This is a genomic window from Thermodesulfovibrio sp. TK500a (genome assembly GCF_055381765.1).
In genome coordinates this window covers 1,282,961-1,301,107 of sequence record NZ_AP041606.1, presented here as the reverse complement: position 1 = coordinate 1,301,107, position 18,147 = coordinate 1,282,961, and the positions used below count along the sequence as shown (strand labels likewise).

General features: G+C 36.8%; 16 protein-coding genes. 14 read left to right on the top strand and 2 right to left on the bottom strand.

The genetic code is table 11. From position 1 onward, the window contains the following. Window positions 1-14: 14 nt before the first annotated feature. A complete protein-coding gene (locus ACZ430_RS06870) occupies window positions 15-1,520 on the bottom strand; it encodes a L,D-transpeptidase family protein (RefSeq protein ID WP_464910451.1) in 1,506 nt (501 codons plus the stop codon). A gap of 74 nt (window positions 1,521-1,594) precedes the next feature. Continuing rightward, window positions 1,595-1,963, bottom strand: coding sequence for a DUF5661 family protein (locus tag ACZ430_RS06865; protein ID WP_297209659.1), 369 nt, complete (start codon window positions 1,961-1,963; stop codon window positions 1,595-1,597). A 159-nt stretch (window positions 1,964-2,122) separates the two neighbouring features. On the opposite strand from ACZ430_RS06865, the gene ACZ430_RS06860 reads away from it, so the two are divergent. Genes ACZ430_RS06860 through glpX form a run of 14 tightly spaced genes read left to right on the top strand, consistent with a single transcriptional unit; the run spans window position 2,123 to window position 18,118 of the window. Next, window positions 2,123-4,129, top strand: coding sequence for a phospholipase D family protein (locus ACZ430_RS06860; RefSeq protein ID WP_297209662.1), 2,007 nt, complete (start codon window positions 2,123-2,125; stop codon window positions 4,127-4,129). 47 nt (window positions 4,130-4,176) lie between these two features. Further along, a complete protein-coding gene (locus ACZ430_RS06855; RefSeq protein WP_297209664.1) occupies window positions 4,177-5,622 on the top strand; it encodes a menaquinone biosynthesis decarboxylase in 1,446 nt (481 codons plus the stop codon). Continuing rightward, the gene (locus ACZ430_RS06850; protein ID WP_297209666.1) at window positions 5,612-9,778 is read left to right on the top strand and encodes an acyl-CoA dehydratase activase; all 4,167 of its coding nucleotides are present in this window, start codon (window positions 5,612-5,614) and stop codon (window positions 9,776-9,778) included. The genes ACZ430_RS06855 and ACZ430_RS06850 overlap by 11 nt, the downstream gene beginning before the upstream one ends. Continuing rightward, window positions 9,762-9,866: an AURKAIP1/COX24 domain-containing protein gene (locus ACZ430_RS06845; RefSeq protein ID WP_464910450.1), complete on the top strand. Its 105-nt coding sequence runs from the start codon at window positions 9,762-9,764 to the stop codon at window positions 9,864-9,866. Before ACZ430_RS06850 ends, ACZ430_RS06845 begins: the two co-directional genes overlap by 17 nt. A gap of 16 nt (window positions 9,867-9,882) precedes the next feature. Beyond that, complete coding sequence (locus tag ACZ430_RS06840; RefSeq protein ID WP_297209669.1) at window positions 9,883-10,101, top strand: hypothetical protein; 219 nt, start codon at window positions 9,883-9,885, stop codon at window positions 10,099-10,101. Next, window positions 10,101-11,096, top strand: a complete 996-nt coding sequence (locus ACZ430_RS06835; protein ID WP_297209672.1) for a uroporphyrinogen decarboxylase/cobalamine-independent methonine synthase family protein — start codon at window positions 10,101-10,103, stop codon at window positions 11,094-11,096. The genes ACZ430_RS06840 and ACZ430_RS06835 overlap by 1 nt, the downstream gene beginning before the upstream one ends. Continuing rightward, a complete protein-coding gene (gene tmk / locus ACZ430_RS06830; RefSeq protein WP_297209675.1) occupies window positions 11,089-11,712 on the top strand; it encodes a dTMP kinase in 624 nt (207 codons plus the stop codon). The genes ACZ430_RS06835 and tmk overlap by 8 nt, the downstream gene beginning before the upstream one ends. 8 nt (window positions 11,713-11,720) lie before the next feature. Continuing rightward, entirely contained in the window at window positions 11,721-12,644 is a 924-nt protein-coding gene (locus tag ACZ430_RS06825) for a DNA polymerase III subunit (RefSeq protein WP_297209677.1), read from the top strand. Then, window positions 12,637-13,398 (top strand): PSP1 domain-containing protein, encoded by a 762-nt coding sequence (locus ACZ430_RS06820; RefSeq protein WP_297209680.1) that lies wholly within the window; start codon window positions 12,637-12,639, stop codon window positions 13,396-13,398. Before ACZ430_RS06825 ends, ACZ430_RS06820 begins: the two co-directional genes overlap by 8 nt. Then, on the top strand, window positions 13,385-15,295 hold the full coding sequence (gene metG, locus ACZ430_RS06815) for a methionine--tRNA ligase (protein ID WP_297209682.1): 1,911 nt from the start codon (window positions 13,385-13,387) through the stop codon (window positions 15,293-15,295). The genes ACZ430_RS06820 and metG overlap by 14 nt, the downstream gene beginning before the upstream one ends. After that, window positions 15,292-15,966: a RadC family protein gene (gene radC, locus ACZ430_RS06810; protein ID WP_297209684.1), complete on the top strand. Its 675-nt coding sequence runs from the start codon at window positions 15,292-15,294 to the stop codon at window positions 15,964-15,966. Before metG ends, radC begins: the two co-directional genes overlap by 4 nt. A 21-nt stretch (window positions 15,967-15,987) precedes the next feature. Further along, window positions 15,988-16,914 (top strand): DUF4405 domain-containing protein, encoded by a 927-nt coding sequence (locus ACZ430_RS06805; protein ID WP_297209687.1) that lies wholly within the window; start codon window positions 15,988-15,990, stop codon window positions 16,912-16,914. 60 nt (window positions 16,915-16,974) lie between these two features. Next, window positions 16,975-17,139, top strand: a complete 165-nt coding sequence (locus tag ACZ430_RS06800) for an FmdB family zinc ribbon protein (protein WP_297209690.1) — start codon at window positions 16,975-16,977, stop codon at window positions 17,137-17,139. A gap of 13 nt (window positions 17,140-17,152) precedes the next feature. Further along, window positions 17,153-18,118, top strand: coding sequence for a class II fructose-bisphosphatase (glpX, locus tag ACZ430_RS06795; RefSeq protein ID WP_297209693.1), 966 nt, complete (start codon window positions 17,153-17,155; stop codon window positions 18,116-18,118). Window positions 18,119-18,147 lie beyond the last annotated feature (29 nt).

Genomic DNA, 18,147 nt, shown 5'->3' with positions numbered 1-18,147 from the left:
AATACTTATCGTTTTTAATTACCCTTTGTAATCCAAGAAGATATTATTTTGTCATAGTCGTAGAGGTCATCAAAGAAGATGAGTTCCGAACTTTTAACAACCGTTGTGAAATATAAAATATATACAGGAATTGGGGTTTTCAGATTTATATGATAGGTTGTATCAGCCTTAAGCACCTCTTTTAATCTCTCTTCATTCCATTCTTTAAGAGTATTATTTTTTATTAGAGCTGTTGCTAAATCATAGGCCTTCTCTACCCTGATACAACCTGAACTGAAAGCTCTTTTTCGGTGGTTAAAAAGTCTTTTATCGGGAGTATCGTGAAGGTAAACATCAAAATTATTTGGCATGTGAAATTTTATTTTGCCAAGAGCATTTCTATTGCCTGATTTTTGAACGAGTTTAAAGGGGAAGTTATCTTCACTGTACTGACTCCAGTCAACTTCAAGTGGGTCTATCTCCTTGCTATCCTGATAAATTCTTATTTTATCCTTTACTGCATATTGAGGATTTTTCTTTATTCTCGGAAGAATATCTTTTGCTGCAATCTTTTGGGGTACATACCACTCTGGATTAATAACAACCTGAGTAATTTTGCTAAAAAGCAAAGGTGTTGGTCTAAAATCTTCTCTGTAATTTTTGCCAACTATTATTGCACTTTCAAGAACTGTCTTACCTTTATCAATAAACTTTAACTCATAGGAAGGAATATTCACAAGAATATATCTTTCTCCTAAGTCTTCAGGTAACCATCTATACTTCTCAAGATTTATCTTTATCTTGAGCACTCGTTCGGCAATTGACATATTAAGAGCCTGTAGAGTGCTTTTACCTATAACTCCATCAACCTCTAAATTGTGCCTTTTCTGAAAATTTTCAATGGCTTGCTTTAGTTTTTGATTAAAATAAGGAGATTCCTCTGGCTCATCAAAAAAGCCCAAAATTCTTAGTTTCTTCTTGACAAGAGGGATTTGTTCGTCCATATCACCCAATCTTAACTTGGCTTTAATTTGTATTTTTCCCTTTATGTCTTTTCCCTCTAAAGTAAGAATTTTCCTGAACTCTTCTTTTAATTGAAGATATCCCTCGTGTTTTGGCGATAACTCTTTGAAAAGGTCTTTTAGCCTGTCTTCTCTAACAAGAGTTGCAAGAGTTTTAATAACTCGGTCTTCCTTTCTTGGAAAGTCCCACCTTTCAAATACTTTGCTTGGAGATACAACTCCATAATAGGTATGATAGGCCAGTTTTATTAGAATTTTTGTGAGCCTAAGTTCATCGTCCCTATTAATTCTTTTTAACTCTCTTAGGTATCGGTCTGGATTGAGGCCTTCGTATTTAGAGTGGTCAATTAAAGTTTCAAGTTCTGCAATTCTCTTGTTGTTCCATATTCTCTGGTAATCTAAAGATTTTAATAATTCATTTAGCCTTAAACAGTAAAAATCTTTGGGATTACATTTTTCGGCAATTCTCTGTGAGTTTGCATGGGCAACACTTTCGAAATACAGGAAAAGGCAGAGCAAACTAAAAAAACTAATAGTTTTTCCTATCTCTCTGGAGAATAAGCATTTCATAAAAAAATAGGAGGATATAGATTTTACTTCTTTTGTTTTAATTCTTTTTCAGCTTCTTCCTCCATTTTGAGAAGTCTTGTATAATAATCAGGAAACTCCTCAAGATGGTCTGTAGCAATTTCAAGAGCTGTCATTTTATCATTAGTATGTTCTAACTCTACTTTAATACCCATAAGCAACTGATTTAAATCATATTTTGTTATTTTTTTGCCATCTGCTTTGCCACCTTTGAGTCTTTCTTTGAATTTGGCTATATCAATTTTGAACTCCTTTTTTATCGCCTGACGATACTGCTCAAATTTCTTGGCATCTTCATCACCGGCAGTGGCAGTAAAATTTAGGCAAAATAAAATAAACAGAGAAAGGGTCAAAAAAGTTAATAAATTCCGCATGTTTGTCCTCCTTCAAATTATAGTTGTTTTAAATTCTTTTAATGCCTTTATAATTATTATACAAATTAAACAAATTTTTGAATACATTTAAACATGGTAAATTTACAATCTTTCAACATAAAATCATAGCGACAATTGCGCTTAATGCTATAATATCTCATGGATTTATTTACAAAAAAGGCTTCTTACGTGCATGTTCTTTACAATGACAAACCTTTCAGAGCAGAACCCCTTGCACTTTTTGAGAATGAAAACTTCACACAGTTGAGAGTTGTAACATATGTTTCATCTCCTGATTTTTTCTTTGAGAGAGTCAAAAAATTCAAAAAAGTCATAGCAATTCTCGGAGAGGAAGAGACCGCAAGAGAATTCTACACTTTTAATCCTCTCTGCGAGGAGAGATTTATCCATTCCGCTGAAGCAGACCAGGAGGTTCTGGAAGCACTCGCAAGTGGCAGAATTGAGCTCAGATATATGAAAGCTGGCGAGAGGATACACTCAAAGATTTACATTCTCTCTGATGAGGCAGGCAATTTAAGGGTAATGGTAGGTTCTGCAAATTTCACAAATGCTGCTTTCTGTAATAACAGGCAATACGAAGAGATTGTAGCTTATGATAGCTCATACAACCCAGTGTTTTGCAAAACCTATCTAAACAGATTTGAAGAAATATACCAGAACTCTATCGATTTCTTAAGCGAAAAAAGTAAGAAAAAGCTAAAAAATCTAATACTAAAAGCAGACAGTATTCTTTTATTCACGCCAGATGACAGAGCAGAAGGCATTGTAGAAAAGGTGCAAAGACAAATTCAAAGCGGTGCAGATGCATCAAGCTTGATAGTTGAAGTAATGGATGAAAAGGAAAGACTGGAGAGAAAAACTATGGAAATTGAGCGAATTGAAAAAATCGTTGAACATGTAACAAAGAAAACAAAAAATGGATACTCCTTTGAACCGAAACAAAAACTAATCACTCTTAAGGAAAAGCTTAAAGAAATAGTATCTTTTTCTCACAAGCGTACACAAGAGATTATTGATAAAAGAAATTTTCTTGCTCTTAATCCTGCCACTGGAGAGTTTTTTATTAAAGAAAACGAAAAGGCCGTTTCATATACCATAAACCTCTCAGAGGATGAACTTCGTATTAATCTTAGTAAACTTATGAACTTTGTGAATTCCTACTGGGAGTTTGCTGTCTATAAAGACAAGGAGGTTCTTAAAAGAGTCTTTGAAGCCATACTATTTGCATTTACATCTCCTTTCATTTATCTAATAAGGAAATCGGTTAAAAAACATCGGGGAGATGAAAAACTTGCAGAGATACCAATTGTTCTAATTCTTGGTGGGCTTGCGAATACTGGCAAGACAAAACTACTTTTGTTCATAAACAAACTTCTCGGAAATAACTATGAAGTTTTCAATTATAAGGATATCTATATAAAAACTCAGAGGATCTTATACGACATTTTCTCGTCGAGTAATATATTCCCTATTCTCGTTGATGAAATATACGATAACTTCTTCAGAGGAGAGGGAGAAAGGCTTATAAAAACCCTTACCAACACACTTGTTGAACCACATCCCTGTCTGATAGGCACTTCAAATGTAGGATTCAGTGCTGAAAGTCAGGTAATAAGAAGGATTTACTACCTACATTTTGCCTCACCCTTTTCAGAGGACAAAACAATAAAAGCAAAGGCAGAGAAGTATTTCGAAGAAAAAGTTGGAAAAGTTGATGACAGTCTCTTCAGATACTTTCTAAGTGAATTTGTAAAAAGAATAAATGATGACAAATTTTACCGCATTGAAGACCCTCTATTCCTTTCAAGAGAGATATTTAATGAAATGTTTGAAAAAGCAGGATTTGAAAGGCCTGATTTTATCAGTCAAAGCCCCTGTGGAGACTACTACAAAATAGGCAGTCAAGAATGGCAGGCTTTATTTCTCACAAGAAGAAAGGATTTCAAAGAGATGAAAGATGAAGGAGAGAAATACTTTGTCGTAGACCTTAAGAGCATCTATGAGTCAAAAGATGCAGAAACGCTTAAAAATAAGCTTCCTCCAAGTGTTGTGAAATCTTCAGGAACTCCGCTCATCCTTCATAAAGAGAGATTTCTCCAATTTATAGGTCATAAACAGGGCTTATTTGGAAAATTTTTCAGTTAATACCTCATTGATTGACATAATACTTTTTTAGCAGAGATAATAACTATATGGCCTACAAGGATTTAAGAGATTTTTTACAACTTCTTGAGCAGAAGGGACTTCTTCACAGAGTAAAGGTAGAGGTAGACCCTGTGCTTGAGATTGCAGAGATTACAGACAGAATGTGTAAATCTTCGGAAGGAGGAAAGGCCTTATTTTTTGAAAAAGTGAAGGGCTCTCAAATTCCCGTTGTTACCAACATATTCGGCTCCTTTGAGAGAATGTGTCTTTCTCTGGAAGTAGAAAGTCTTGATGATATTGGCCGAAGAATAGAAAAACTTTTAAATCAAGCGCCTCCAAAAACTTTTAAAGATAAATTAAAAGCCATTTTTGACCTGATTGAAATAGGCAAGTATCTACCTAAAAAGGTGAAATCTGCGCCATGTCAAGAGGTTATAAACCATGAACCAGACCTTAGCCAAATTCCAATACTTAAAACATGGCCTCTTGACGGTGGAAGGTTTATAACTTTTCCAATGGTTTTTACAAGAGACCCTGAAACAGGAAAGCAAAACTGTGGAATGTATAGAATGCATGTTTATGACAGCAAAACCACAGGCATGCACTGGCACATACACAAAGATGGAGCCAGTCATTACAGGAAATACAAAGAACGTGGTATGAGAATGCCTGTGGCAGTTGCCATTGGTTCTGACCCGGCGGTAATCTACTCTTCCACAGCGCCTCTCCCTTACGGAGTAGATGAAATGGTATTCGCTGGATTTTTACGAAGAGCTCCTGTGGAAATGGTTAAATGTGTCACTTCCGATATTGAAGTGCCTGCAAACGCCGAGATAGTCCTTGAAGGCTATGTAGAGCCAAATGAACTGCGGGATGAAGGTCCTTTTGGAGACCATACTGGTTTTTACTCTCCTGTAGATAAATTTCCCGTATTTCACATAACCTGCATTACCCATAGAAAAAATCCCATATACCCTGCAACAGTCGTTGGAAAACCACCTATGGAAGACTGTTATATGGGCAAAGCTACAGAGAGAATATTCTTACCACTTCTCAGAATGCAATTTCCCGAGATAGTTGACATGAATCTTCCAATGGAAGGTGTCTTTCACAACGCCGCAATAATTTCTATAAAAAAGCAGTATCCGGGACATGGCAAAAAAATAATTCATGGTCTCTGGGGAATGGGACAGATGAGTTTTTCCAAATTGATTATTGTCGTTGACCATGATGTAGATGTACAAGACCTATCAACTACTGCCTGGAAAGTTCTTAATAATGTGGACTGGCGTAGAGATGTAATAATATCAGAAGGACCTGTTGATGAGCTTGACCACGCCTCAAGTATGCCAAGATTTGGTGGAAAAATGGGAATTGATGCAACTCGTAAAAGCCGTGAAGAGGGGATGTTCAGAGATTGGCCAGAAGAAATCAGGCAGACCGAGGAAATTATAGAGCTTGTAAACAAAAGATGGCACGAGTATGGATTCTAATTATTTTCTCGGTATAGATGTAGGAAGCGAGACAGCAAAAATAGCAATAATTGATGATGAAGGAAGGCTGATTGAAAAGCTCTATCTGAAACATCTCGGTCGTCCTTCAGAGATAGTCTCAAATATTCTAAAAGATATAGAAACCCGATATGGTAGTCTAAAAATTTGTTTTACCGGTGTATCGGGAAGGTTTATCGCAAAGACTGTAAAAGCACCATATGTAAATGAGATAGTATCTCAAGCAACGGCAACCGCATTCTTTTATCCAGAAGTAAGAACTCTGATTGAGATTGGCGGAGAAGACTCTAAGCTAATTTTTTTTGATAAGGCTGGAAGAATAAAGGATTTCTCTCTAAACAGCATCTGTGCTGCTGGCACAGGCTCTTTCCTTGAACAACAGGCAGAAAGACTTGGATTGACAATACAGGATTTCAGTGAACTGGCAACCTTATCACAAAAACCTTCTAAAATAGCAGGAAGATGCAGTGTCTTTGCTAAATCAGATATGATTCATCTACAGCAGATTGCTACACCTGTTGAGGATATAATCGCTGGATTATGCCTTGCTTTAGCAAGGAATTTCAAAGCCACCATGTTTAAAGGTCGTAAAGTGAAGCAAGTAGTTGCCTTTCAAGGCGGTGTAGCAGCTAACAAAGGAATGATAAGAGCTTTTAAAGAAGTTCTGAAAATAAAGGAGCTTTTAATTCCCGAGCATTTTGAAGTCATGGGAGCAATTGGAGCAGCCATAAAAGCTAAAACTTCAGAGGTTTCACTGAGTACTGAGATGGTTGAAAAGTTAAGGGATATAAAATCAGAGATTGAATACGGCCTTCCCCCTCTTAAGCCTTTAGAACTCAGACTGCAAGACAATCACACCTCTTGCTCTTTTGTTCAGTATGCTAACGCCTATCTCGGCATTGATGTAGGCTCTGTAAGCACTAACATAGTCTTAATTGACGAAGAGGGAAATCTCATTACAAAAAAATATCTGTTTACCTCTGGCAAGCCAATTGATGCTGTTAAAAAAGGGTTAATGGAAATATATGAAAGTTTTCCTACGGTTAAAATAAAGGGGGTGGGAGTCACAGGCTCTGCCCGTTATATGATAGCGGATTTTGTTGGTTCCGATGTTGTTAAAAACGAGATAACTGCCCACGCAAGAGGAGCGCTACATTTTGACAGCACCATTGATACTATTTTTGAAATAGGCGGCCAAGATTCAAAATACATTAGACTAAAAGATGGAAAGGTCATAGACTTTGAGATGAATAAAGCCTGTGCAGCAGGAACGGGCTCTTTTATTGAGGAACAGGCAGATAAATTAGGTGTAAGTCTTGATGAATTTCAGCGGCTTGCATTTTCCTCCCAGAAACCCTGTAGACTTGGCGAAAGATGCACTGTTTTTATGGAAAACTCTCTTGTAATCAATCTTCACAGAGGAGCTAAAAAAGAAGACCTCATTGCAGGACTCTGTTACAGTATCGTTGAAAATTACATTAATCGAGTGGTAGCAGGAAAGCCCATAGGGGAAAAAATATTCTTTCAGGGTGGTGTTGCTTTCAATAAAGCCGTAGTGTCTGCCTTTGAAAATTTTCTTAAAAGCAAGATAAATAAAAAAATTAAACTAATAATTCCGCCTCATCATGAAGTCATGGGAGCAATTGGAGCGTCCCTTATAGCAAGGGATTTAATGAAAAACAGCGGAGAGAGCAATTTTAAGGGCTTTACTCTTATGGAAAAGTCTTACAGTATATCTTCTTTTGAATGCAAGGGCTGTCCAAATTACTGTGAGATAAACAGGGTTAAGTTAGCTGATGAGGATAAATATCTCTTTTACGGTGGGAGATGTGAAAAGTATGAAAAAGACTCAAAAACTTCAAAATTACCTGACCCATTAAAAATTAGAGAGGAGCTCCTGTGGAGAGCACACAGAGAGTATGAAGAAAAATATAAATACAGAAAGGCACCCGTAATTGGCATCCCTCATATTTTTTATTTTCACGACCTTCTTCCTTTCTGGAGCAGTCTTCTCTGGGAAATGGGATTTAAAGTTGAAATATCAGGAAAAACAAATAAAGAAATAATCAACAAAGGAATTGAAAAGATACCATCTGAAGCTTGTTTCCCCCTTAAAGTAGCCTATGGACACATAGCAGAACTCATAGATAGAGGCATTGACCTTATTTTCATGCCAAGCTTTATTAATCTTAATATCTACGATGAGTATGAAAAAGGGCTTGCCTGTCCTCTCGTTCAAACAATTCCTTATGTTAGCAAAGGGTTTTATAAAGAGGTCAAAATAATAATCCCGAGAATTGATTTTTCTCGAGGCTTTGAATATCTAAAAGAAGAAATTAAGAATACCTTTAAAGGCCTTGTTAGTACTAAAAACCTTGATTTAAAAATAAACACGGCAAGAGAAAAGCAAAAAGAGTTTATTAATTCTCTTCAGAAGGAAGGAATAAAATTTCTCGAAACTGCAAAAGACCGAAAATTAGGTCAGACTGCTACGGTAGTTATTTTAGGCCGGTCTTATAACTCTTTTGATAGTGCTGTAAGTCTTGATATTTCAACTAAAATATCACGTTTGAACGTGCTGCCTCTTCCAATGGATATGCTTCCGCTTGATAAGATAAGCATTCGTGAAGATTGGAGCAATCTTTACTGGCGTTCGGGCCAGAAAATAATAAAGGCAACACGGTTTATTAGAAAACTCAGAGATGTTTTTCCTCTCTTTATAACAAACTTCTCTTGTGGTCCCGACTCATTCATCTTAAATTACTTTAAGAATGAAATGGGCGAATATCCATATCTCATACTTGAGATAGATGAGCACAGTGCAGATGCCGGTGCTGTAACAAGACTGGAGGCATTTATTGACAGCATACAAGGTCGCCTCGAATGCAGCTTAGAGAAAAATTGGAGATTCATACCTCTTCTGAAACATGTCAACTCTGAACTCTCAAAGAGAGTTATATATATCCCAAGAATGTCAGACCATGCCTTTGCATTAAAGGCTGCGTTTAATTACTGCGGAATTGATGCCGAAGTAATGCCTCCTTCAGATAAAAAATCCATTGAATTAGGAAAAAGTTATGTATCAGGGGGTGAATGCTTTCCCTATGTTGTAACATTAGGAGATATGCTCAAGATAGTATTTTCCTCTGATTTTATACCTGAAAAAACAGCATTCTTCATGCCCTCTGGAGCAGGGCCCTGCAGATTTGGCCAGTATAATGTGTCGCACAGACTTATGTTGAAAAAATTAGGATATGAAAATGTTCCTGTATATTCTCCACAACAGGATGCTCAATTCTATAAAGACTTAAATATTGCTGGAGGCGAATTCTCCCTTCGAGCATGGCAGGGAATTGTTGCTTATGGATTGCTCACAAAATTAATTCTCCAGACAAGGCCTTATGAAAAGAATAAAGGTGAAACAGATAGTGTATACGAATATTATATGCAAAAAATCTCTGATGCACTAAAAAGCAGAAACGGAGATTTAGAGAACTTAATCAAAAATATGAGAAGAGATTTTGAGAATATTCCAATGTATAAAAATAGAAAACCTCTTGTAGGCATTGTCGGAGAGATATTTGTAAGGTCCCACAGCTTCTCTAATGAAAATCTGATAAGAAAGCTCGAATCCCTGGGTGCCGAGGTTTATTTAACCCCCCTTGAAGAGTGGATTCATTATGTAAATAGTATTGCTTTAAGAAAAGCCTTGATAAAAAAGGATAAATCTGCTATTATAAAAATTCTTGTTAATAAATTTTTCCAGTGGAAGGTAGAGAAAAGATTTTCCTCTTTGTTTAAAGGTTTTATAAATAATCTAAAAGAGCCTTCCACAAAGGAACTTTTTAGGAACGCTGCACCTTATGTACCTGATAGTTTTGAAGGAGAAACTGTATTGAGTGTAGGAAAAAGCATTGATTTGATTAAAAGGGGAGTGAGTGGAATAATAAACACTATGCCCTTTGGATGTATGCCCGGCGCTATAGTTACAGCCATATTGAGATTTATACAGAGAGATTATAACATTGCCGTTGTATCCCTTGCTTTTGACGGTCTAAATTCTACAGTAAACGAATTGTGGCTTGAAGCCTTTATGGAAACCATAAAAGAGAAAGAAGGAGGTGAACTTAGTGGGTAATGTTCTTAAGTGGAGGAAAAAAAAGATAAAAAAACACAAATACAGAAAGCTTCGCCGAAAAATGAGAGCACAGAGAAGAAATAAATAATTTAAAGGTTTGAAAAATGAAAGACTTTATTGCTTTAAAAGAACAAATCAACATAATTGAGAAAGGTGTAAATAGTCTCTTAGAGAAGCTTGAAAATATTGATAGAAAACTTACAGCTATTGAAGAGACAGAGCTGGAAATCAAGGCAATTAAGATGTTTCTAAAAAGAGTTTTTCCTGAGTTTACTAAAGAATATCCAGAGATTCTTAAGAAAATCAGGAGCACGAAAAAATAATGACTTTTGCACCTTTCAGCATAACGGGCATAGGAAGCATGCCTCACAGAGAGCCTTCTGATGCTTGCAAACTTATACTTGAGCATTTTGACATTCCTTTCTGGCCGCAGCTTCCAAAGCTATCTGTCCGTGAATCCATGATTGTCCAGTTCTCCGAGGGTTTTCCGGGATTCACTTTAGATGCTGATAAGGCCTTTGTCAAAAAAAATGAGGAAGAGATTTATACATGGTTGAGCAATTATACTGAAGAAACACTTGAACCCGTAAGCGAAAAATACTCATCAGGTCTTTATAGTCTGGCAGAGGCTTTAAAAGACCAGAAAATATCTGTAATTAAAGGACAGATTACAGGTCCCCTTACATTTACCTTATCTTTAAAAGATGAAGAAGGAAGGCTCATATATTTTGATGAAACTCTGAGAGAACTATCTTTACTTCATCTTAAAGCAAAGGTGAAGTGGCAGATTAACTTTCTTAAAAAACTCGCAGACGAGGTTATAATATTTGTTGATGAGCCAATACTGCAGGCAGTAGGCACTTCTGCCTATATCTCCGTCGAGCAGACTGAAGCCATGAGATTAGTTAGGGAACTGGTGCATTTCATAAAATCTAACGGAGCAAAAGCAGGTATTCACTGTTGTGGCAGAGCAGACTGGAAAGAAGTCATGTCTTCAGGCATTGACATTCTTAGTTTCGATGCTTTTTTCTTTTTCGATTTTTTGAAAATTTATACCGAACAGATAGAAGAATTTCTCAAGAACGGTGGATTTATAGCGTGGGGTTTTATTCCAACTACAGATGATATATACTCCCTAAGTGATGACCAAATTATAAAGTCAGCGTTAAGTAAAATTTCCGAGATATCAAAGCAAATTCCTTTAATCAAAACAAATTCTCTCATTACTCCATCCTGTGGAATGGGCTCTTTGGAGCTTTCCGCTGCCCAAAGAGTTTGCTACCTTCTCAGATTACTAAAAAATTTATTAAATGAATAGAGGAATTTTTATAACATTCGAAGGTATTGAAGGAGCAGGAAAAACTACTCAGGTCAGACTGTTAGCTGAAAAATTTAAAAAGGAAGGGCTTAAAGTAATTCAGACCTTTGAACCTGGCGATACACAGGTGGGAGGAAAAATTAGAGAAATCCTTCTCAATCCTTCACTTTCAATTAATCCGAATTGCGAACTTCTTCTTTATTTTGCTGACAGAATACAGCATATTGAAGAAAAAATAAAGCCTGCCCTTGAGGCGGGTATAATTGTTTTGTGTGACCGATTTACCGATTCAACAATTGCCTATCAGGGATATGGTAGACAGATATCCATTGAATTGATAAAAAAACTAAACACTCTTATTCTTAAGGACTTTACTCCTGACTTTACTATTATTCTTGACTTACCAGCACATATTGGATTGAATAGAAATAAAAAAATAAATAAAAGAGACCGCTTTGAAATAGAAGATATCGATTTTCATAACAGAGTAAGGGAAGGATATCTGGATATATGCAAAAATGAACCTGAAAGATTCATTGTTATAGATGCTACAAAAGCAGCAGAAGAAGTCAGCGAGGAGATTTACAAAAAGGTAAAGACCAAATTCAGGCTTTAAATTCAGGAATGGAAAACAGGATTATCAAAAATCACACAAAAGCTCTAAAAATTCTGCAAGGAACTATTAAAAGAGAGAAAATTCCACATGCCTTTCTTTTCATAGGTGATTCATATTTAGGCAAGACAAGCACAGCCATATCCTATGCAAAAGCCCTTAACTGCATGAATTCCAAGTTCCTTATTGAAAACTGTGACATCTGTTCTGCTTGTGTAAAAATAGGCAAAGGAATCCATCCAGATTTAAAAATTATTAGCCCTGAAAAAGACACCATTACAGTTAACATGATAAGAGAAATTGAAGAGTTTATATCTCTAAAACCCCTTGAAAGCAAATATAAGATTGTAATAGTAAGAGAAGCTCATAAAATGAATTTGGCTTCGGCAAACGCATTTCTTAAAACTCTCGAAGAACCTCCTGTTCACACTATCATTATTCTTATATGTAATAATATCCAGTCTTTACCTGAGCCACTTGTCTCAAGGTGTTTCAAAATAAACTTTACTCCTCTTTCAAAAGATATAATAGAGCAGATAATACCTGATAGTGAAAATAAAGAGCTAATAATCAAGCTAATAATGGGAAGACCTGGACTTTATCTGACAAAAGACATACTTAAAGAAGTAAAATGGTTTGGAGATACCGTAGGAGATAACATAAAAAAAGCTCCCTGGAAAGATAATGAAGAAGTAAAACTCTGGATTGATTTCTTCTGCATAGTTTTGAGAGATGCCTTAAGAGAAAAAATAACAGGAGAAAACGACAATATAATGCCACTTAAAATCTCAATTAGAGAAAATGTTACGATTGAGAATATAATTAATCTATACGATAAATTAATGGAAATCAGAAAAAACATTGATTTAAATTTAAACAAAGCAATCGTCTGGAATTTTACAGAAAAAATCATAAGGGGAGTAATAAATGTCTGAAATTGTCCACGTAAGGATAAGACCGTTTGGTAAAGTGTATCGATATCTAAAAAGTATTGAAGAGATAAAGCCTGGTTGTTTTGTCGTTGTAGAAGGAGACTTTGGGCTGACACTTGGAAGTGTTGTAAATATAACGGAAGGTGAAGACGCAACATTAAAATCTATCATCCGCTTGGCATCGGAAGAAGATTTATCAAATTTTGAGAAAAATCTAATTCTTGAAAAAGAGGCTAAAGAATTTTGTCTTGAACGTATAAGAGAGAGAAATCTGCCAATGAAACTGCTCGTTGTTGAATCGGCTCTTGATAGAAAAAGAATAATCTTCTACTTTACTGCTGAGGGAAGAATAGATTTCAGAGAACTTGTAAAAGACCTCGCTGCAAAATTCAAAACCAGAATCGAACTGAGACAGATTGGAGTGAGAGATGAAGCTAAATATTTTGGAGGGATTGGTGTATGCGGAATGGAGATATGCTGCCGTAGATATATAAGTTTTTTCAAACCCGTATCTCTTAAAATGGCAAAAGACCAAGAAATGGTGATAAATGTCTCAAAACTTTCAGGAGTATGTGGCAGACTTAAATGTTGCCTGAGATATGAATATTACGGTGAAATAGAGGAAATTATTGATGAAGAAATTGTTGCCCAGGAAGAAAGAGAGCCGGAATTTAAAAAATTCTCCTTTATATTAAATAAGTCTACCGATGAGGATTCTATGGATGAGTCAACAGGAGGTAAAAATGACTCAAAATAAAGGTTTTTATATCACCACTCCAATATATTATGTAAACGATATTCCCCATATAGGTCATGCCTATACAACTATAGCAGCAGATATCCTTGCCAGATACATGAAGCTTAAAGGGAAAAAAGTTTTCTTCCTTACTGGAACAGACGAACACGGGCAGAAAGTTGAAAAAGCAGCAATTCAAAGAGGAAAGACTCCTAAGGAACATGCTGACAGCATGGTTGAAAACTTCAAATCCCTCTGGAAAGCCCTTAACATAAGTAATGATGCCTTCATAAGAACAACCGATGAAGAACACAAAAAGGTCGTTAGAGAGATTCTCCAAGCCCTCTATGACAAAGGAGAGATAGAGAAAAGAAAATACTGTGGAATGTATTGCACTCCCTGCGAAAGATTCTGGACAGAGAAAGACCTAATAGATGGAAAATGCCCTGACTGCGGAAGAGAAGTGGAGTGTATTGAGGAGGAGAATTATTTTTTCCTCATGTCCAAGTATCAGAATGCCTTGATAGATTACATTGAGAAAAATCCTGAATTCATATTGCCTGAAACAAGAAAAAATGAGGTTCTCGGCTTTCTTAAAAGCAAACCCCTTGGTGACCTCTGTATCTCCCGACCAAGACAGAGACTTGAATGGGGAATACCTCTCCCCTTCGATGAAGAATATACAACCTATGTCTGGTTTGATGCATTGTTAAATTATTACTCTGCCCTCAAATATCTTGCTCCAGAAGATACAGAGTGGTGGCCCCCAGACCATCACTTAATAGGAAAGGACATTCTTACAACCCATGCAGTTTACTGGTCTACTATGCTCATGGCACTTGAACTTCCCCTTCCAAGAAACATTTTTGCCCACGGTTGGTGGACTGTTGAAGGTAGGAAGATGTCAAAATCTTTAGGAAATGTTGTAAATCCCTGGGAGATAATAGAAAAATACGGAGTAGATGCTTTTAGGTATTTTCTTTTCAGAGAAGTATCCTTTGGACTTGATGGAGATTTTTCTGAAGAGGCATTAGTAAGAAGAATAAACAATGATCTTGCAAACGACCTCGGAAACCTTCTAAACCGATTCCTTGCCATGAATGAAAAATACTTAAGTGGTGAGGTCATTACGAGGCTAAGCGAAGCAAAATCAGAGAATCCCCTTGACATTGAATTTGTTAACTCTTTCATAAACACCATCAATGAGATTGACAACGAAATTCTATGGAATCAATTCAAATTAAACTTAGTCCTTGAAAAGCTCTGGCATGCCATATCTCTTACCAACAACTACATAGCTAAAACTGAACCTTGGAAATTAGTAAAAGAGCACAAAGATAGAGTAAAGATAATTCTTTTCAATGTCTGGAATGCCCTAAGATTAACTTCCTTGTTCTTAATGCCTTTCATGCCTGAGACTGCTCAGAAAATATGGAAAGCCCTCGGACTGAGTGGATATGAAATGGAAAACAGAATGATAAAATGGGAAGTAACTCTCGGAGAGATAAAAACTCAAAAAATAGATCAGCTCTTTCCGAGATTGGAGATAAAGAAAGAGGAGGATAAAGCAAAGATGGAAGAAGCGAAAAGTGATGAACTCATAAGCATTGAAGACTTTATGAAGATAAAGTTAAAAGTTGGGAAGGTTTTAAGCGCTGAAAAAATTAAAGGTTCAAAGAAATTAATAAGACTTATCGTAGACATTGGCGAAGAAAGGCAGATTGTTGCTGGAATTGGCGAGCAGTATGCTCCTGAAGAACTCATCGGTAAGTCAATTGTCGTGTTATCAAATTTAAAACCGGCAAAACTTATGGGTGTGGAGTCTCAGGGAATGCTTCTCGCAGCAACTGGTAGAGACGGGAAACTCTCTATTCTAACACTTGACAGAGAGGTCAATGCTGGTGCTGGAATAAAATGAGCTCTGTAAAAGAATGGCCTAAAACTGAAAGACCTCGTGAGAGACTTATTAAAGAGGGTGCACAGAGTTTAAGCGATGCTCAACTTCTTGCCATAATTCTTAGAACTGGTTCAAATGGAAAAACTGTAGTAAACACAGCTATCGAATTAATTCAGCACTTTGGAGGTCTAAGAGGACTTGATGAAGCATCAGTGGGAGAGCTAAAAAAATTTAAAGGACTTGGTTTAGCCAAAATTGCCCAGATAAAAGCAGCCTTTGAACTCGGTAGAAGAGTCCTTTCAGAGAAAGCCTTTGAGCAAGTCTTTAACTCTGCCGAGACCGTTTTCAGATACTTCGCTCCAAAACTAAATGGACTAAAAAAAGAGGTATTTATAACTTTACTTCTTGACACCAAACTTCGTCTTATAAGAGAAGTCAAAGTCTCCGAAGGCACCCTAAATCAGTCCCTAATCCATCCAAGAGAAGTGTTTAAAGAGGCAATCAAAGAGTCTGCCTATGCATTAATTCTTATCCACAACCATCCAAGCGGAGACCCATCTCCAAGTGAGCAAGACATTGATATAACAAAAAAACTTAAAAAAGCCTCAGAAATCCTCGAAATCCCCATTCTCGACCACATAATCATCGGAAATGGGAGATATTTTAGTATGAAAGAGAGGGGAATTATATAAATGTATTAAAGGAGGGAAAAGGTGGCAAAGTTTATTAACACGAGAGGATTTGTAAGTTTGCTTACGGCTTTTTCTTTTTTGTTTGCCTTTGTTTCAGGAGTTGTTCTTTACTTTACACCGCAGGGAAGAATTGCCTACTGGATTAATTGGAAGTTCCTCGGGCTTACAAAGACTGACTGGACTAACATGCATATAATATTTTGCATCGTCTTTATGATTACTGCCTTTTTCCACATTTACTACAACTGGAATGTGCTCTTAAATTACATTTACAGCAAAGTGAAAAAGGCTATGAATCTGAAAAAAGAGCTTGCCATAGTATTTATTTTCGTAATTTTAAGCCTTATCAGCTCTATAAAACCCTTTCCACCTTTCAGCCTGCTTATAGAGTTTTCTGATTATCTTAAAAATGCTTGGATAAAATCTCCCGATTATGAACCACCCTACGGGCATGCAGAACTACTCTCTCTTGAGGAATTTTCAAAAAGAAGAAACATAGATTTAAATAAAGCATTGGAAATTCTTAGGACTAAAAACATTAAAATCTCTTCAACCAAAGAAAGTCTTGGAGTTATTGCTAAAAATAACGGAATAAGTCCGAAGGAAGTTTACGAGGTTCTAAAATCCCTTGAAGGCACCCTATCGACTGATATCTCAAAATCAACACCCATTAAGGAAAGCTCTAAGGGTGCTGAAAAAAGCAAAGATACAAAATGGACAAAAGAGGAAATAATAACAGAATTTGAAGGAAAGGGGCTTGGAAGGAAAACATTAAAGCAGATAAGCGAAGAAAACGGTGTAATTGTTCAGAAAGCACTGACAAAACTCAAAAGCAAAGGCTTATATGCTAATGAAAAGGATACTCTTAGACAGATTGCAGAAAAGAATAATACAAGCCCTATTGAAGTGCTCATTATAGTTCTTGAAGATGAAGAGAAGAAAAGATAAAATATAATAAATATCACCTGCCATTGGCGGGTTGGCATTTGCCTCATTAGGAGGTGGGTTATGCCAGTTTATGAGTTTAAATGCATGGATTGCGGAGAGATATTTACCATTAAAATGTCTGTAATGGAGATGGAGTCAGCCCAAATTACCTGCCCCAAATGTGGTTCTTCAAAAGTAATGAAAATGATATCCTCTTTTAATACGATGACATCGAAAAAATCATAGGAGGACACTTATAATGGATAGTAACCTAACGCCGTCGATTCTGAGAGTATGCGAACTTGCAGCAATTGAGGCAGCAAGGCTCATGGGTAAAGGCAACAGAAAGGATGCAGACCAAGCAGCAGTTACTGCCATGCGTAGGGCTTTGAATGATATTCCAATTAAAGGTAGAATCGTTATTGGTGAAGGAGAGAGAGATGAAGCGCCTATGCTTTACATAGGTGAGGAAGTAGGAGATGGTTCTGGTCCTGAGGTTGATATTGCAGTAGACCCTCTTGAAGGGACAAATCTTTGCGCAACCGGTATGCCCAATGCCCTGACCGTAATGGCTGTTACTGAAAAAAACGGACTCCTTTACTGCCCCGATACATACATGGAAAAGCTTGTAGTAAGGCCTCAGGCAAAAGGCATGGTAGACATTAGAAAATCTGTGAAGGAAAACCTCGACGCCCTTGCAAAAGCACTCGGTCGAGATATAGATGACCTCGTAGTTGTCGTCCTCGACAGACCGAGACATGAAAATTTAATCAAAGAAATCCGTGCTGCCGGTGCAAGAATAAAGCTTATTTCCGACGGAGACATTACTCCTGCTATAGCTGCAACTGTCGAAGGAACTGGTATACACGCCCTCATGGGAATTGGTGGTGCTCCTGAAGGAGTGCTCTCTGCAGCTGCTGTTAAAAGTTTAGGAGGGGAGATGCAGGCGAGAATCCGTTGGAGAAATGAAGAGGAAAAGAAAAGAGCCATAGCCTATGGAATGGATATTAGTGAAGATAAGGTGTACACTCTTGATGACCTTGTTCCAAGTGACAACATCGTTTTTGTTGCGACGGGCGTTACGAAAGGAGACTTACTCAACGGAGTGAGATTCTTCGGAGGAGGCGCAAGAACCCACTCACTTGTTATTGATTCAAAGCAAAAACTAATAAGATTTGTAGACACAATCCACATATTCGACAAACTGACTAAAATAACCCTGTAAAAATAGGGAGAAGGCATTAGAAAAAGCCT

What these genes read in the sequence shown, in the direction of transcription:
- ACZ430_RS06835 (WP_297209672.1), top strand. Translation starts at nt 10,101, where the DNA reads ATGACTTTTGCACCTTTCAGCATAACGGGCATAGGAAGCATGCCTCAC.
- ACZ430_RS06855 (WP_297209664.1), top strand. Translation starts at nt 4,177, where the DNA reads ATGGCCTACAAGGATTTAAGAGATTTTTTACAACTTCTTGAGCAGAAG.
- ACZ430_RS06840 (WP_297209669.1), top strand. Translation starts at nt 9,883, where the DNA reads ATGAAAGACTTTATTGCTTTAAAAGAACAAATCAACATAATTGAGAAA.
- glpX (WP_297209693.1), top strand. Translation starts at nt 17,153, where the DNA reads ATGGATAGTAACCTAACGCCGTCGATTCTGAGAGTATGCGAACTTGCA.
- radC (WP_297209684.1), top strand. Translation starts at nt 15,292, where the DNA reads ATGAGCTCTGTAAAAGAATGGCCTAAAACTGAAAGACCTCGTGAGAGA.
- ACZ430_RS06850 (WP_297209666.1), top strand. Translation starts at nt 5,612, where the DNA reads ATGGATTCTAATTATTTTCTCGGTATAGATGTAGGAAGCGAGACAGCA.
- metG (WP_297209682.1), top strand. Translation starts at nt 13,385, where the DNA reads ATGACTCAAAATAAAGGTTTTTATATCACCACTCCAATATATTATGTA.
- ACZ430_RS06865 (WP_297209659.1), bottom strand. Translation starts at nt 1,963, where the DNA reads ATGCGGAATTTATTAACTTTTTTGACCCTTTCTCTGTTTATTTTATTT.
- tmk (WP_297209675.1), top strand. Translation starts at nt 11,089, where the DNA reads ATGAATAGAGGAATTTTTATAACATTCGAAGGTATTGAAGGAGCAGGA.
- ACZ430_RS06800 (WP_297209690.1), top strand. Translation starts at nt 16,975, where the DNA reads ATGCCAGTTTATGAGTTTAAATGCATGGATTGCGGAGAGATATTTACC.
- ACZ430_RS06820 (WP_297209680.1), top strand. Translation starts at nt 12,637, where the DNA reads ATGTCTGAAATTGTCCACGTAAGGATAAGACCGTTTGGTAAAGTGTAT.
- ACZ430_RS06860 (WP_297209662.1), top strand. Translation starts at nt 2,123, where the DNA reads ATGGATTTATTTACAAAAAAGGCTTCTTACGTGCATGTTCTTTACAAT.
- ACZ430_RS06825 (WP_297209677.1), top strand. Translation starts at nt 11,721, where the DNA reads ATGGAAAACAGGATTATCAAAAATCACACAAAAGCTCTAAAAATTCTG.